The 16,235-nt window shown below is 37.6% G+C and carries 19 protein-coding genes; all 19 read left to right on the forward strand.

Translation table 11 applies throughout. The features are described 5' to 3' along the window. Nucleotides 1-6 precede the first annotated feature (6 nt). On the forward strand, nt 7-993 hold the full coding sequence (locus K429_RS0123945; protein WP_029328354.1) for a sugar-transfer associated ATP-grasp domain-containing protein: 987 nt from the start codon (nt 7-9) through the stop codon (nt 991-993). Between the two features lie 4 nt (nt 994-997). Then, the gene (locus K429_RS0123950) at nt 998-2,164 is read left to right on the forward strand and encodes a glycosyltransferase family 4 protein (RefSeq protein ID WP_029328355.1); all 1,167 of its coding nucleotides are present in this window, start codon (nt 998-1,000) and stop codon (nt 2,162-2,164) included. Beyond that, nucleotides 2,152-2,781: an acetyltransferase gene (locus K429_RS0123955; protein WP_029328356.1), complete on the forward strand. Its 630-nt coding sequence runs from the start codon at nt 2,152-2,154 to the stop codon at nt 2,779-2,781. Before K429_RS0123950 ends, K429_RS0123955 begins: the two co-directional genes overlap by 13 nt. Before the next feature lie 12 nt (nt 2,782-2,793). Continuing rightward, the gene (locus tag K429_RS0123960; RefSeq protein ID WP_007217978.1) at nt 2,794-3,024 is read left to right on the forward strand and encodes an acyl carrier protein; all 231 of its coding nucleotides are present in this window, start codon (nt 2,794-2,796) and stop codon (nt 3,022-3,024) included. Further along, nucleotides 3,024-3,776, forward strand: coding sequence for an SDR family NAD(P)-dependent oxidoreductase (locus tag K429_RS0123965; protein ID WP_007217979.1), 753 nt, complete (start codon nt 3,024-3,026; stop codon nt 3,774-3,776). The genes K429_RS0123960 and K429_RS0123965 overlap by 1 nt, the downstream gene beginning before the upstream one ends. A 5-nt stretch (nt 3,777-3,781) precedes the next feature. Further along, nucleotides 3,782-4,540, forward strand: coding sequence for an SDR family NAD(P)-dependent oxidoreductase (locus tag K429_RS0123970; protein WP_029328357.1), 759 nt, complete (start codon nt 3,782-3,784; stop codon nt 4,538-4,540). Nucleotides 4,541-4,555: 15 nt separating this feature from the next. Next, nucleotides 4,556-5,953, forward strand: a complete 1,398-nt coding sequence (locus K429_RS0123975) for an AMP-binding protein (RefSeq protein WP_007217981.1) — start codon at nt 4,556-4,558, stop codon at nt 5,951-5,953. A 14-nt stretch (nt 5,954-5,967) separates the two neighbouring features. Then, the gene (locus tag K429_RS0123980; protein WP_029328358.1) at nt 5,968-6,207 is read left to right on the forward strand and encodes an acyl carrier protein; all 240 of its coding nucleotides are present in this window, start codon (nt 5,968-5,970) and stop codon (nt 6,205-6,207) included. An 11-nt stretch (nt 6,208-6,218) separates the two neighbouring features. Beyond that, nucleotides 6,219-7,298, forward strand: a complete 1,080-nt coding sequence (locus K429_RS0123985; RefSeq protein ID WP_029328359.1) for a 3-oxoacyl-ACP synthase III family protein — start codon at nt 6,219-6,221, stop codon at nt 7,296-7,298. A gap of 98 nt (nt 7,299-7,396) precedes the next feature. Next, a complete protein-coding gene (locus tag K429_RS0123990; RefSeq protein WP_029328360.1) occupies nt 7,397-7,621 on the forward strand; it encodes an acyl carrier protein in 225 nt (74 codons plus the stop codon). Between the two features lie 2 nt (nt 7,622-7,623). Then, on the forward strand, nt 7,624-8,682 hold the full coding sequence (locus tag K429_RS0123995; protein ID WP_029328361.1) for a 3-oxoacyl-ACP synthase III family protein: 1,059 nt from the start codon (nt 7,624-7,626) through the stop codon (nt 8,680-8,682). Nucleotides 8,683-8,688: 6 nt separating this feature from the next. Beyond that, nucleotides 8,689-9,450, forward strand: coding sequence for an SDR family NAD(P)-dependent oxidoreductase (locus K429_RS0124000; protein WP_029328363.1), 762 nt, complete (start codon nt 8,689-8,691; stop codon nt 9,448-9,450). A 5-nt stretch (nt 9,451-9,455) separates the two neighbouring features. Continuing rightward, a complete protein-coding gene (locus K429_RS0124005) occupies nt 9,456-10,436 on the forward strand; it encodes a GNAT family N-acetyltransferase (protein ID WP_155923473.1) in 981 nt (326 codons plus the stop codon). A 13-nt stretch (nt 10,437-10,449) separates the two neighbouring features. Beyond that, nucleotides 10,450-11,328 (forward strand): polysaccharide deacetylase family protein, encoded by an 879-nt coding sequence (locus K429_RS0124010; RefSeq protein WP_029328365.1) that lies wholly within the window; start codon nt 10,450-10,452, stop codon nt 11,326-11,328. 3 nt (nt 11,329-11,331) lie between these two features. Continuing rightward, nucleotides 11,332-11,940, forward strand: a complete 609-nt coding sequence (locus K429_RS0124015) for a sugar transferase (protein WP_029328366.1) — start codon at nt 11,332-11,334, stop codon at nt 11,938-11,940. Beyond that, nucleotides 11,941-12,561 (forward strand): MBL fold metallo-hydrolase, encoded by a 621-nt coding sequence (locus K429_RS0124020; RefSeq protein WP_029328367.1) that lies wholly within the window; start codon nt 11,941-11,943, stop codon nt 12,559-12,561. Next, the gene (locus tag K429_RS0124025) at nt 12,506-13,300 is read left to right on the forward strand and encodes a glycosyltransferase family 2 protein (protein WP_052340680.1); all 795 of its coding nucleotides are present in this window, start codon (nt 12,506-12,508) and stop codon (nt 13,298-13,300) included. The genes K429_RS0124020 and K429_RS0124025 overlap by 56 nt, the downstream gene beginning before the upstream one ends. A 44-nt stretch (nt 13,301-13,344) precedes the next feature. Continuing rightward, nucleotides 13,345-14,484: a DegT/DnrJ/EryC1/StrS aminotransferase family protein gene (locus K429_RS0124030; protein WP_029328369.1), complete on the forward strand. Its 1,140-nt coding sequence runs from the start codon at nt 13,345-13,347 to the stop codon at nt 14,482-14,484. Between the two features lie 166 nt (nt 14,485-14,650). Further along, complete coding sequence (dnaB, locus tag K429_RS0124035; RefSeq protein ID WP_007213735.1) at nt 14,651-16,210, forward strand: replicative DNA helicase; 1,560 nt, start codon at nt 14,651-14,653, stop codon at nt 16,208-16,210. Nucleotides 16,211-16,235: the final 25 nt, after the last annotated feature.

Here is a 16,235-nt window from a genome sequence, read left to right on the forward strand (position 1 = left end):
AATATTATGAAATTGAAAAAAATAAGTGTACGATTTCGTGAAATGAGATCAATTTATGTTGGAACTAAAATCTCTTTTATTCGAAAACTTTTTTATATAGTAGATTATGTTTTTGCTTTTATAATTCAGGGAGCTTCTATTAGTGATTATTTTGCTTATGGCTTTTATAAACTTAGATATAATGGACGAAAAGAATATATAACGTATAGACGATATCATACCATACAAAATAAATGTAATAAAATTTCCGATAGGTGTTTGTGCCGAGAAAAAAATAAATTTAATACTTTATTTAAAGACTTTCTAGGTCGTGATTGGATTGATATAAATAATGCAAGTGAGATTCAGTTTGTTTCATTTTGTCATAAACACTCTGTTATTTTTATTAAAGAAATTAATGGATATAGAGGTATTGGTACTCGTAAAATAGAAACTAAGAAATTGAATGTAAAAGATTTGTATGATGAATTGGTCTCAGATGTAAATTCTCATTATATAGCAGAAGAACAAATCACTCAAATACGTGAATTAGCAGATTTTCATCCTTGGTCAATCAATACAATACGTATAGTAACGGTTTATGATACGAAAAATAATGAAGTTCATATAATGAATGCCCGTTTACGAATGGGAAATAAAAAAAATAGTGTTGATAATTTTCATTTTGATGGAATTGGTGCAAATATAAATATAGAGACAGGAATCATAGATACAATTGGTTATGATGTACATAATAATGTTTATTTAACACATCCTATCACAGGTAAACAGATCATAGGTTTTCAAATACCATATTGGGAAGAGTGTAAATCTTTTGTTCATCGTGCAGCAAAGCATATTCCGACTGTTCGATATATAGGTTGGGATGTTGTTATACAAGATGGTGGCCGCTTTTTATTGATTGAAGGAAATGATAATGCTGATCATGATTTTCAGCAATTGCATAATTGTGGTTTGTGGAGGCAATATCAATCTATAATTAAAGAATTTTGAAAATATGTATATATTGATGATCGCTCGTGGATATCCTACTAAAGAATTTCCACAATGGGGATGCTTTGAACAAGATCAAGCTGAGGCGTTGTGTAATAGTGGACACCAAGTTGTTGTTCTTAGTGTTGATAGTCGTTTTTTATGGAGGATGCGGAAAATTGGGGTAACACATTATTATAAAAATGGTGTTAATTACTATAATAGTTTTTGGATTCCAGGAATAGTTACTAACTATATAAGCCGTAGGTTAAATTATTTCTTTAAAAAAAAACAGATTAAGCTACTTTATAAACTTGTTCAGGAGAAGTATGGAAAACCTGATATTATATATGGGCAGTTCTTTTTTAATACAGTAATGGGAGTATATTTGCAAAAGAAATATAATATTCCATTAGTTGGCATAGAACACGCTGCTCGTTTTAATTTAGATAAATTAGATGCTTATACACATTATTGGGGTTCGTATGCTTATTCTAATGCAGATGGTATAATTACAGTATCACAGAGTCTAAAACAAAGGATATTATACCATTTTAATAAGCAAAGTACAACAATTAACAATTTGGTACATCCTATCTTTTTTCAGCAAACTCTGTTACCACAGCAAAATGCAGATTTTCATTTTGTTTCAACTGGAAGTCTTGTGTATAGAAAGGGTTTTGATTTATTAATAAAAGCATTTGCTGAATTTTGTAAAAATAGGAATAATGCATATTTGACGATAATAGGTGAAGGTGAAGAACGAGAAAATTTGTGGAAGTTAAGTGATATGCTGGGTATTACTGAAAAAGTTCGTTTGATTGGGCAAAAGAACAAAACAGAAATAGCCCAAATTTTAAGTTGCAGTTCTGTGTTCGTTCTTCCTTCGCGTAGTGAGAATTTTTCAGTTGCAGTTTTAGAGGCTTTAGCAATAGGGCTTCCTGTAATTGCAACTCTTTGTGGAGGAATACAAGAATGTGTTTGTGTAAAGAATGGAATATTAATACCTGTCGAAGATGTAGAGTCTTTATCTGAAGCAATGAAGAAAATATATTGTAATATTGATAGATATAATCGCCAAGATATATCTAAGGATTGCTTTGAACGATTTTCTCCATCTGTTATTGCGGATAAATTAGTAACTGTATTTAATGAAGTAATTGAAAATAGAAGTACGGCATGCAACAATTGATTATCATTGCCGCCGGTGGTATGGGGCGTACTCTATATGATATGGCGCGTGAAAGTTTGGGCTTTGCAACAGAATTTGTCATTAAAGGTTTTATTGATGACAACTTGTCCGCATTGGATGACTTTCAGAATTATCCTCCGGTAATAGACAAGATTAGCACTTATATACCACAGAACGATGATGTTTTTGTCTGTTCTATAGGTGGAAATGCCCGTAAAAAATGTATGAGTGAAATTATTAATAGAGGGGGGCGTTTTATTTCTTTAATCCATCATACAGCTAGAATTGGTTCTAACGTAAAATTGGGTGAAGGAAATATTATCGGTGCTTATACAAGCATTGGTGCTGATGCTGTGATAGGTGATTATAATATGATACAATCTTACACAGTAGTGGGACATGATGTTCGTTTGGGTGATTGGAATCGTATTGATACACATGTCACTTGTGTAGGTGGTACGGTTGTTGGAAATGAGGTGGATATTTATACTTCTTCCGTGTTAAATCATGGAGTTGTTGTAGAAGATAATGCTCATGTTGGCGCTTGTAGTTTTGTTATACGCAGAGTTAAAGCTGGTACTACTGTTATGGGGAATCCCGCTAAAAGATTAATATAAATAAAAAATAAAATGGAATTAGTAGACTTTATTGAAAAATTTGCTGAGCAATTTGATGATGTGGATGTAGAACAACTAAATTCTGCAACTAGATTTCGCGAGTTAGATGGTTATACGTCGCTGGTTGCTCTATTGATTATTACAATGATTGATGAGGAATATGATGTTACAGTTACTGGTGATGATATGAAACAACAGGTAACTATTGGTGATTTGTATAATTTGGTATCTTCCCGTTTGTAATGTATAATCCTTTTTCTTTAGAAGGGAAGACTGTACTAGTTACAGGAGCTTCATCTGGTATCGGACGAGCTACTGCTATTGAATGTTCGAAGTTGGGAGCAACTTTAGTTCTGACAGGTAGGAATGAGAATGCTTTGCAAGAAACTAAAGAGTTGCTATCTGATTCAAATAAAGAACATTTAATGCTGGTTGCTGATTTAAGAATAGAAGAATCCTGTGAGAAATTGGTGGCTCAATTACCAGTATTGGATGGTTTTGTTTGCAATGCGGGAATAGGGAAAATGTTACCATTGCAGTTCTATTCTTTGGATGTACTAAACGAAGTATTTCAGATGAATTGTTTTGTTCCTATGCTGTTATTGAAATTGCTGGTGAAGAAAAAAAAACTGAGAAATTCATCTTCAGTGGTCTTTACTGCATCAATTTCTGGTTATAATAATGTGGCACCTGCAAATGGTATTTATGGAACTTCAAAGAGTGCTTTGAGTACTTATATGAAATATGCTGCCTTGGAATTGGCAGGGAAGGGGATTCGATGTAATGCTGTACAGCCGGGAAGAATCAATACTCCTTTGATTTCTAATCGTTTGCTATCAGAGGAAGATGTGATTAAAGACATAGAACAATATCCAATGAAACGCTATGGCAAGCCGGAAGAAGTGGCTTTTGCCATAATTTATTTGCTTTCCGATGCTTCTGCATGGGTTACTGGTACTAACTTGGTAATTGATGGTGGTCGTAGTCTGAAATAATTTGTATGGAAAGGCTTTTATATAATAAGATATGTATTGTTACCGGTGCCGCACAAGGTATCGGTAAATCTATAGCTGAACGTTTTGCTTCGGATGGTGCAATAGTTTATGCTTGCGACCGTGCTGAAGGAGTTATGGATGAATGGGCGAAGGCTTGCTCAGAAGATAATAATACCCGTGTGCTTCCTTTATATTTTGATGTGACGGATGCTACAGCTGTAAAATTAGCCTTTATGTTCGTATTCAAACAAGAAGGACGTATTGATGCACTGATTAACAATGCGGGTGTGGTATTTAATAAGAAAATCGGTATGATATTGCGTCCGGAAACAGAACTGATGTTTCGTGTGAATGTAATAGCTGTAATTGAAATGATTCAGCTGGTTTCTCGTTTGATGGCTCGCAATCACAGCGGCTCTATTGTAAACATAGCATCGGTAACGGCTGTACTAGGTTCACCGGGACAGTCTGCTTACTCTGCAACCAAAGGAGCAATCATGGCTTTTACTAAATCTGCAGCTAAAGAATTGGCTCCTCTGGGGATTCGTGTGAATGCTGTTGCACCGGGTATTGTCAAAACGGAACGCTTTTCAGAACTTTATGAGGAAAGTGGTGAAAAAATTGATACTCGTATTCAAAAGATTGCTTTAGGACGCTTGGGAACTCCTGAAGATGTTGCTAATGCTTGTGCTTTTCTTGCTTCAGACCGTTCTTCTTATATTTCAGGTCAGATATTGGGAGTTGATGGCTGTGCTTCCATTTAGAATAAAATAAACCAAATGATATTGAATTTAAATAAGCAGGCGCAGGATGCGTTTGCTGCAGTTGATGCTTTGGGGAATACCTTGAAGTATGGTGAGTTGTTGGATTTTTCCGAGAGCATATCTACCATTCTTCCCAGTCGTTCCTTATTATTCTTATTGACAGAAAATAATGTCGGAGGTATAGCCTGGAGTATAGGTTGTATCAATTCCGGTAATGTCCCTTTAATATTGAATGCACATATTGAAAAGGAACTTCTTCATAATCTACTTGATATTTACCGCCCTTCTTATGTTTGTGTGCCCTCGTTGATGGCAGTTGATCTGCATTATGAAATGGTGTGTGAATATTATGGCTATATCCTCTTGCGTACAGGAATGGGAGATTGTGCGATGCATCCTGATCTATCTCATCTTTTACCTACTTCCGGCTCAACGGGTAGTCCCAAGTTGGTACGGCATAAATATGGTAATATAGAAGCGGCGGCCTTAAATATCTCTACTTTCTTTGGCCTGACTTCTAATGATCGCCCTTTGCTTGTTCTTCCATTATATTATACTATGGGGCTATCAGTGGTATTCAGTCATCTTTATGTTGGAGCTACTGTATTGATAACCAATCAAAGTATGACCGACAAAGCTTTCTGGAATTTTATGAAAGAACAGCATGCCACCAGTTTTACAGGTGTTCCTTATAGTTTTGAGATATTAAATCTGATGCGCTTTTTCCGTATGGACTTACCTGATTTGACACTGCTTACTCAAGGAGGCGGAAAAATGCCGCGTCAGTTGAATTTGAAATTTGCAGAATACTGTCGTGATAACGGGAAACGTTGGATTGCCACTTATGGACAGTCAGAGGGTACTGCCCGTATGGCTTATCTTCCACCGGAATATGCGATTTCAAAGTGTGGCAGTATAGGCCGTGCGGTTCCGAATGCAGAATTGTCATTGATAGACAGTGATGGCTCTGTAATAGAATTGCCAAACATGGAGGGTGAGATGTGTTATCGCGGCAAAAATGTAACGATGGGGTATGCTCGTAAACGCGAGGATTTACTGTTGGGTGATGAGCGTAATGGTTTTATGCGTACGGGTGATCTTGCCTATCGGGATGAAGACGGGTGTTATTACATCGTAGGCCGTATGGGGCGCTTCTTAAAACTGTATGGAATGCGTATCGGATTGGATGAGTGTGAACAGATAATTAAAGGTAAATGCCCGATAGAATGTGCTTGTGTGGGTACAGATGAAAAGATGATTGTCTATCTGACTGATGATAAATATGTGACTGCGGTAAAGGAAATATTGGTAGAAAAGACCAAACTTGTGGCGTCGGCTTTTGAGGTGAGAATAATAGATAGTATTCCTAAGAATGAAGCCGGAAAGATATTATATAGTAAGTTGAATTTATAAAAATAGAGAATGTAATGACGAATATTGAAAAATACAATGATGCTTTTGTTGAAGTGTTTGCTGTGGAGAGTTCTGTACTGAGTGATGATTTCTCGAAAGAGAATGTAGAATCGTGGGACTCTGTTCACCAGTTGAATATCATTGCTTTATTGGAAGAGTCCTTTGATGTGATGTTCGATCCGGAAGATATTATGGAATTCACTTCCTATGGTAGGGGACGTGAAATCTTGAAAAAATATGATGTTGAACTCTAACGGGTTGCACTATGGCAAGATGGAAAATTAAGAATGTCGGCATGAAGGGAGTGGCTATGGCTGTTCCTGAGAATGTGGTGAAGACATCTGATTTTGATTTCTTTTCTCAGGAAGAAGCGGAAGTATTTGATAATACAGTCGGCATAAGAAGACGTCATATTGCTCCGGATAATATGTGTGCTTCGGATATGTGTCAAGCTGCCGCTGAGAAGTTACTTGAAGAACTGGGATGGGAGAGGGATAGTATTGATGTTCTGCTGTTTGAATCCGTAACAGGTGATTATCGTACTCCGCCTACTTCTTGTATATTGCAAGACAGATTAGCGTTGTCGGAGAACTGTTTCTGTATGGATATCCCTATGGGATGTTGTGGATGCATGTATGCAATAACGGTTGCTGGCAATTTGTTGACAACTGGTAATGTGAAGCGTGCTTTGTTACTTATTGGTGATACGGCATTACGTATGGGGTCGATGAAGGACAAGAGCCGCGTACCATTGTTTGGTGACTGTGGTACGGCAATAGCTTTGGAATATGACGAGGCAGCTAATGATATTGTTGTTGATTTTCATACTTATGGTAAGGGATATGAAGCATTGATGACTCCCCACGGTGGTTTTCGTTATCCGGCTACACCGGAATCTTTTGAATATGAAGATTTTGGTAATGGTATTGTTCGTGCTCCTATCCATACTCTGATAAATGGAATGAATGTCTTCTCTTTTGCCATATCCCGTCCTCCTAAATCGATTGAATCCTTTCTTGCGGATTATAATCTTGATCGTAATGTAGATATTGATTATTTTCTAATACATCAAGCTAACAAGATGATTGTTGACCGTATCGTTAAGAAGTTAAAACTTCCTCAGGAAAAGGTCCCTTATAATTTAGAAGAGTTTGGTAATTTGGGAGGCGCTTCGATTCCTTCATTAATGGTGACACGACTTCGAGGACAATTATTATCGAAGGAGACTACCTTGCTAATGTCTTCGTTTGGCTTAGGATTAACATGGGGAACCATGTGGATGAAGACAAAGCCAATGTGTGTACCTAATGTTATGATAATGAATGGTAAAAATACTGATTTTTAAGTCAATGTAGACTTGGTAATATGATGGTGCACATTATTATAAATGTAGAATTGTATTGAAAATATAAAAGTATATATTAATTTTTTTATAAACATATTATGGATAGGAATGATTTTATAGTAAAATTTGCAGAACAGTTTGAAGAAACAGAACCTGGAAAAATAACTTATGAGACTCGTTTTAGAGATATTGAAGAATGGAGCTCTTTAGTCCACTTGTCAATAATCATGATGTTGGACAGAGAGTATGATGCTGCTATTGATGAAGATGATTTTAATAAGCTGGAAACTGTAGAAGATATATTTAATTATATAAATAAGTAATTATGGGCTTTTTGCAATTTGAGGGAGTCGGTGTTTCCGGTATGTCTGCTTGCGTCCCTCGACGTATTATTCACAACTATGAATATACTGAGTTTTTCTCACAGGCAGAAGTAAAAGAGGTTGTTGACAAAATTGGTATTGTGGAACGTCGCTTTGTTGATGAAAAGACTTGTAGCTCAGATTTATGTTTTGCTGCGGCAGAACGTTTGATAAGCGACATGAATATTGATAAATCAGAAATTGATATGTTGATATTTATTTCTCAGACTCCGGATTATCGTATGCCAGCCACTTCAGTAATATTGCAGGAACGTTTAGGATTGTCGCATAAGACAATTGCATTTGATATAAGTTTAGGTTGCTCTGCATTTATATATGGTTTGACGGTGGCTTATTCATATGCACAGCAACCTAATATACGTAAAGTGCTATTGTTAGATGGTGAGACCAGGTCGAAAGTTTACTCTCCTAAAGACCGGAAAACAGCGTTCTTATTTGGTGATGGTGGAGTTGCAGCAATAATAGAAAAAGGTGAGAAATATGGTAAATCCTTTTTTTCTTTAAATTCTGATGGTTCTCGTGAATCTTTAATAAAGATAAATGCGGGTGGTTATCGAATTCCCAGTTCTTCGGAAACTGTTAAAGAGAAAGTTGTGGATGAATATGGTAATATCAGAACAGATGAACAAGGATACATGAAGGGAGGTGATGTATTTAACTTTGTTATTCGTGAGATACCTAATGATATTAAGGCAACATTAGAATTTGCTGGGATGAATATTCAAACTATGGATTATTATATATTTCATCAGGCAAATAATTTTATGAATTCTTATCTTGTAAGCAAGTTGAAAATTGATGTTGATAAGGTTCCTTCAACTATTAGTAAGTTTGGAAATGTTTCATCTGTATCTGTGCCGCTGACTATTGTTTCTGAATTAAAAGATAAACTTATAGGAAATCATACAATACTACTGAGTGCTTTTGGAGTTGGAATGACTTGGGCTACTGGTATTGTATCTATGAGTGATTGTTATGTAAGTGATATTGTGGAAATTTGATTTGTTATGAAGCATAATCCATTTTCTTTAGAGGGAAAAGTTGTTCTTGTCACTGGTGCTTCGTCAGGAATTGGAGCTCAATGTGCTATAGATTGTAGTAATATGGGAGCTCGTGTTATTCTTGTTGGCAGAAATGAAACAAGATTAAATGAAACTTTAACTCAAATGACAGGGGATGGTCATACTGCCATCTGTTATGATTTAGGAAATCTGAATGGTATTGCAGAGCTGGTTGAACAACTCCATAATAGTTATATACATATCGATGGGCTGATCCATGGGGCAGGGATTGAGAAGACTATACCTTTGAAATTTCTGTTACCACAGGATTATGAAGAAGTATGGCGAATAAATACTTTGAGTGCTTTTGAATTGATAAGATGTATATCCTCTATAAAGTACAAAAATACAGATTGTCATTTTGTTCTGATATCTTCTATTGCATCTGTCATCGGAAGGCTAGGAGTAACTGCATATGCAGCTTCGAAAGGTGCTATGGTTGCTGCTGTGAAGCCGATGGCTCTTGAATTGGCTGCTAAACAGATGACTGTTAATTGTGTTTCACCTGGTACGGTTTTAACCCCAATGATGAACAAATATTTAAGTTCTTTATCAGAGGAGAACAAACAAAAAAGACTATCTGGTTTCCCTTTGGGAGTAGGTACGGTAAATGATGTGTCTAATGTTTGTACCTTTCTGTTGAGTAATGCAGCCCGCTGGATCACAGGGCAAAATATTGTGGTAGATGGCGGCTATACTATACAATAACAATTGTGATGAATCAAATCATTTTAAAAAAGACAACAGAACTGGCGGAAAATGAAATGGAGCAGATTTGTATCTTGTTTCATGAAATATTTCCTAAGCATTCAATGACTGTTGAATCCTTTCGGAATCGATATCTTCAAACTCCTTTAGGTTATTCTATCCATGCTTTATTAAAAGATGAACACGATATAGTAATTGGTAGTCATAATCTGGTTCCTTATTATTATGTTTTTAATGAGGTAAAAACATTGTTTGCCTATGGGGCTGGTACTATGATTAAGAAAGAGTATCGTAATTTTTTTACATATGAACGTTTGATCAGAGAAAGTCAAAAATATATTGTATCAAATGAAAAATGCTCCTTTCTGATGGGATTTCCCAATGCTAATGCTTATCCGATTCAGAGAAAAGGATTAAAAAGAAAGGATATTGGAAATCTATCTACTTATATATTACCAGTTAGGATTGGTAGCATCAAAAAACAATTTCGACAATTAAATTTTCTGTCCGTATTTTTTGCAGAATTATGGCTGTACTTATCTGTACTTTCTTTCTCAACTAAAATCAGTAGACCTCTTGTTCATAAAGAACGAATGTCTTTCAATAAGTTCAGATATTTAGAAAAGGAGGGAAAAACACCTAAATATTCTTTTATAGAGAATAAAGGAATACATGGAGTCTATCGTGTAATGGATTATGAAGGAATAAAAACAGCCTTTTTATTGGATGTATATCCTTTGTCGAAGAAAAACTTCGATTGGACTGTGAGAACTATATACAAACATTGTAGTACGCAATCCCTTGATATGATCATGTATGTCGGGCATCTTCCTTTTACACCAATGACTCTGATAAAAGTGCCAGAGAAATTAGAACCTAAAAAGTTTCATTTTGTAGGTACTATATTTGATCATGATTTGATAGATGAGAGGATATTTGATATTGAGAATTGGGAAGTAAGCCTTGCAGATTATGATTTAGTATAATTAAGATGGTAAAATGAATATATTATCTTTTGATATTGAGGAATGGTATATTGAAAAGCACTTTAAAGGCGGACGAAAAGAGAAATATCGTCAGTATGACAAGTTGCTTGATTGGATTTTGAATACACTTGACAAAAGTAATTCCAAAGCAACCTTTTTCTGTGTGGGCCAATTAGCTGTAGAGTTTCCGGAGGTGTTGAAAAGGATTTCTGATAATGGTCATGAAGTAGGTAGTCATTCAAATCGGCATCTGTGGATAAACAAGATGACTAGACAGGAATTTGCAGAAGATACACGCATTGCTGTGCAAGAAATAGAGAATTTGATTGGCAAAAAAGTAAGCAGTTTTCGTGCGCCCGCTTTCTCAATAGGGAAAGATAATGACTGGGCATTTGAAGTATTGGCAGAAAATGGGATTGAATATGATTGTTCTGTTTTTCCAGCTAGTCGGGATTTGGGAGGATTTCCCCAGTTTACTTCGACCATACCTTCGTTGGTTAAAAAGAACGATTATACGATTAAGGAGTTGCCAGTCTGTCCTGCCAGATTAATGGGAAAAGCGGTACCATTTTCGGGTGGCGGCTATTTCAGATTAGTGCCATTGTGGTTACATAAGGAACTTATTAGTCGCATGGATTATGTGATGTTCTATTTTCATATCAATGATTTAATCGAACAGAGTTCAATGTTCATGACTAAACAGGAATTTGAAGAATACTATAAAGAACCTGGTACGTTGAAGAATCGTATAACCCGTTATGTAAAGACAAACATAGGTAAAGGAGGAGCGTTGAATAAATTGGATACTTTACTAGGGAATTATTCATTCTGTAATGTACAGCAAGCTGCTGAGTCAATAGATTGGAGTAAACAACCGTTAATTGAATTGTAGATTATGTATAAGAACGGATTAAAACGTGCGATAGATTTTCTTATAGTATTGTGTGCCTTGCTTATCATTTGGCCAATCTTACTTATTATTATCATTTTCCTTCATTTTGCAAATAAAGGTGCCGGTGTCTTCTTTACCCAGGCTCGTCCCGGGAAAAATGCCCAGATATTTAAGGCTATTAAATTTAAGACCATGACAGATGAACGGGATGCGGAAGGCAATCTGTTGCCGGATGACGTTCGTCTGACAAAGGTTGGAAAAATAGTTCGTTCTCTTTCCATAGATGAATTGCCGCAGTTAATCAACGTTCTAAAGGGAGATATGGCATTAGTAGGACCTCGTCCTTTGTTAATCAAATATCTTCCTTTATATTCGGAAGAGCAATACCGCCGTCATGAAGTTCGTCCTGGAATTACGGGTTGGGCACAAGTGAATGGTCGGAATAGCATATCCTGGACTAAGAAATTTGAACTGGATGTTTGGTATGTGGATCATATCTCTTTCTGGCTGGATATAAAAATCATCTTCCTTACAATCAAAAAAGTATTTATTCGTGAAGGAATAAATATGGAAGGAAGTGCAACAACAGAACCATTTAATGGACATAATTAAATGTATATCCATCGGATCGTAAACAGCGTTTTTACTTCAAATACGTATATTCTTACAAGTGAGGGGAAGCCGGCTTTTTTAATAGACATCGGCGATGTTCAGCCTGTAAAGGAGTTACTGGATAACGATGGGAAAGTTGTGAAAGCAGTATTCCTGACTCATACTCACTATGATCATATTTATGGGATTAGGGAACTGATAAAAGCATATCCGGATTGCATCATTTATACTTCCTCTTTTGGAAAGGAAGCTCTAGGTTCCGACAAGTTAAATTTCTCACGTTATCATAATGATCCCATTGTATGGACTGAAAATAATATCAGCATACTGGGAGAGGGTGATAAAATAGAAATTACTACTGGAAATGTTTTGGAAGTACTGGAGACGCCGGGGCATGATAAAAGTTGCTTAACTTATAAACTGGGTAATGATGTTTTTTCAGGCGATTCATATATTCCCGGTGTGAAAGTAATAGCTTCATTTCCGAACAGCCATAAAACGGATGCCGTAAAATCAAAAGAGCGTATTGTCCGTTTGGCGGATGGACGTAACTTGTACCCCGGACATGGAGATGCTTATATCCATTATAACGGTTGTATTGAACAGGGAGGCAACGGTTGAAGATACGCTTCGATCTATTCTGGCTCAAACTTATCCTCACATAGAGTGCATTGTTGTTGACGGAGGTTCTGTAGATAATACCGTTTCTGCAATAGAAAAGTATGTTCCTTTGTTTGAAGGACGACTGAAATATATCAGTGAAGCAGATTCCGGTGTTTACGAAGCCATGAACAAAGGTTTGCGGATGGCTACGGGAGATGTTGTCGGTTATCTGAATTCTGACGATGTTTTTAAAGATCGGCATGTAATAGAAACAATAGCCCAAACTTTTGAACAGCCGGAGATTGATGCTGTATTTGGGAATGTGTTGTATAGAAGAAGGAATGGTGAACGATTGCTTCGTAGATATTCGGGTAGTCATTTTAACCCCGGGATGTTGCCCTATGGCATAATGCCTCCCCATCCTTCTTCTTATGCAAGAAAATCGTGTTATATAAAGTCCGGAGGATTTAATACGAATTTCCGGATTGCCGGTGATTATGAATTGTTTTTGCGTTTTTTCCTGAAAGAAAGGATTTGCTACAGGTATCTTGATCTTGACGTAGTAGTGATGCGCCTCGGTGGGATTAGCAATAGGAGTTTTTATAGTGTATTATGTGGGAATAGCATTGAACTTATGAAGGCATGCAGAATTAACGGTATATATACGAATTGGCTTATGCTTTTTTCCCGCTTTTTTATGAAAGTGGGAGGAGTTATCCGATGGTTGATAGTGCCTCATTATATTTGGCGGAAATAGCCATCCCTCTTTTTCGATTTATAGTTTTATAATCACATAATTTTATGGACAAGAGAATTTATCTTTGCCTTGCTCACATGAGCGGCAAGGAGCAGGTTTTTATAAAGGAAGCTTTCGATACTAACTGGGTTGTTCCTTTGGGCCCCAACGTGAATGCTTTCGAAGATGAACTGAAACATTTTGTAGGACAGGATAAGGAAGTTGTAGCTTTATCTGCGGGTACGGCAGCCATCCATCTGGGATTAATCCAACTTGGTGTAGGAGCCGGTGATGAGGTTATCTGCCAGTCGTTTACGTTCTGTGCGTCGGCCAATCCTGTAGCTTACCAGGGAGCTAAACCTGTGTTTATAGACAGTGAGGAGGATACCTGGAATATGGACCCTGTTTTGCTGGAAGAAGCCATCAAAGACAGAATCTTGAAGACGGGTAAGAAGCCGAAAGCTATTCTTCCAGTTCATCTTTACGGTATGCCTGCCAGGATTGATGAGATTTGCGCGATAGCCGCTAAATATGATATTCCAGTGCTGGAGGATGCTGCGGAAGCTTTGGGTTCTGAGTTTAATGGCCGGAAATGCGGTACTTTCGGTACCTTTGGCGTGTTGTCTTTTAATGGTAATAAGATGATCACTACTTCGGGTGGCGGGGCTTTGATTGTTCCTGATGAAAGCACCAAGAAGCAGACGATGTTTTATGCTACGCAGGCTCGTGAACCTTTCCCTCATTACCAGCATGAAAAGATCGGTTACAATTATCGTATGAGTAATATTTGTGCGGGTATCGGTCGTGGTCAGATGACCGTATTGGATGAGCATATTGCGCATCACCGCCATGTACATGCTCTTTACGAGAATGCTTTTGAAGGTGTGGACGGTATAACGTTGAAATCTAATCCTGATGGTCGTTTCAACGCTAATTATTGGCTGTCTACTATTCTGATAGATCCAGTGAAGACCGGTACTACCTATGATGAGGTCCGGCGTAAACTGGATGAACAGGGAATTGAGACCCGTCCCTTGTGGAAACCTATGCATTTGCAGCCTGTCTATGCAACTAATCCTTGTTATGTGAATGGTGTTTCTGAGCGTTTGTTTAATATGGGTTTATGTATTCCTGCCGGTCCTTGGGTGACGGATGAAGATGTGGCTTATATTGTAGAGCAAATAAAGGCATGTTGTAAAGGGTGATAGTTGTTATTTAGAGGTAATGACTATTTAAAAATAACTTTGATAGAATGTAAAGAGCTATTTCTGAATTTCAGGAGTAGCTCTTTTTTTGTTTGGTAGAATAGGGATGATTTTGATTAATAAGCATTATCTTTGCCATCCCTTTAATAATTCATAGTATTAAAAAATGGCAGAACAGAGAAAAGCTCCCCGAAGCAATAGTAAGGCAAAAATACAGCCCGTAAATGACTACGGACGTATCCAGCCGCAAGCGCCGGAACTGGAAGAGGCTGTATTGGGAGCATTGATGATAGAGAAAGACGCTTATTCGTTAGTAAGTGAAATTCTTCGTCCGGAGTCTTTTTATGAGCACCGGCACCAGTTGATTTATTCCGCTATCACCGACTTGGCTGTGAATCAGAAGCCGGTGGATATTCTTACGGTAAAGGAGCAACTTGCTAAACGCGGTGATTTGGAGGAAGTGGGTGGTCCGTTTTATATTACTCAGTTAAGTAGTAAGGTTGCCTCTTCGGCGCATATTGAATATCACGCCCGCATCATTGCACAGAAAGCATTGGCTCGCGAATTGATTACATTTACCAGTAATGTTCAGAGTAAAGCTTTCGATGAAACTCTGGACGTAGATGATTTGATGCAGGAAGCTGAAGGAAGATTGTTTGAGATCTCCCAGCAGAACATGAAAAAGGATTATACACAGATTAATCCTGTTATTGCCGAAGCGTATCAGTTAATTCAGATTGCAGCTGCCCGTACGGACGGTTTAAGTGGTTTGGAGAGCGGTTTTACCAAACTTGACAAAATGACTTCTGGCTGGCAGAGATCCGACCTTATTATCATTGCTGCCCGTCCGGCCATGGGAAAGACGGCATTCGTACTTTCTATGGCAAAGAATATTGCGGTGAATTATCGTAATCCGGTAGCTGTGTTCTCTCTTGAAATGAGTAACGTACAGTTGGTGAATCGTTTGATCTCCAATGCGTGCGAAATTCCGAGTGAGAAAATTAAGAGCGGACAACTGGCGGATTATGAATGGCAACAGTTGGATTATAAGTTGCGTGATCTTTTGGATGCTCCGCTGTATGTAGATGATACACCTTCATTGTCAGTGTTTGAACTTCGTACAAAAGCTCGACGCCTGGTACGCGAACATGGAGTAAGGATTATTATTATCGATTACCTTCAGTTGATGAATGCGAGCGGAATGTCATTTGGTAGCCGTCAGGAAGAGGTAAGTACGATTTCACGTTCGTTGAAGGGATTGGCGAAAGAACTGAATATTCCGATTATTGCCTTGTCACAGTTGAATCGTGGTGTGGAAAGTCGTGAAGGTGAAGAAGGTAAACGTCCGCAGTTAAGTGACTTGCGTGAGTCGGGAGCCATTGAGCAGGATGCCGATATGGTGTGTTTTATTCACCGTCCTGAATATTATAAGATTTATACCTCACAAGATGGAACCGATTTACGCGGTATGGCAGAAATTATTATTGCCAAGCATCGTAACGGTGCGGTAGGTGATGTTCGTTTGCGTTTTATCGGTCAGTACACCCGTTTCCAGAATCCGGAAGATGATATGGTGATTCCGCATCCGGCAGAAGGTGGTGGAGCAACCTTTGGTTCTAAAATGAATGCAGTAAGTGATGGCAGTGTGCCGCCTCCGACTGAGTTTGCCCCTCAAACAGACAATCCGTTTGGTGGGGTAGGATCGGATGGACCGTTGCCATTCTAAAATAATGGTAAAATTACATAAGCAT

Source organism: Bacteroides sp. 14(A), assembly GCF_000526555.1.
Taxonomy (GTDB): Bacteria; Bacteroidota; Bacteroidia; order Bacteroidales; family Bacteroidaceae; genus Bacteroides; species Bacteroides cellulosilyticus.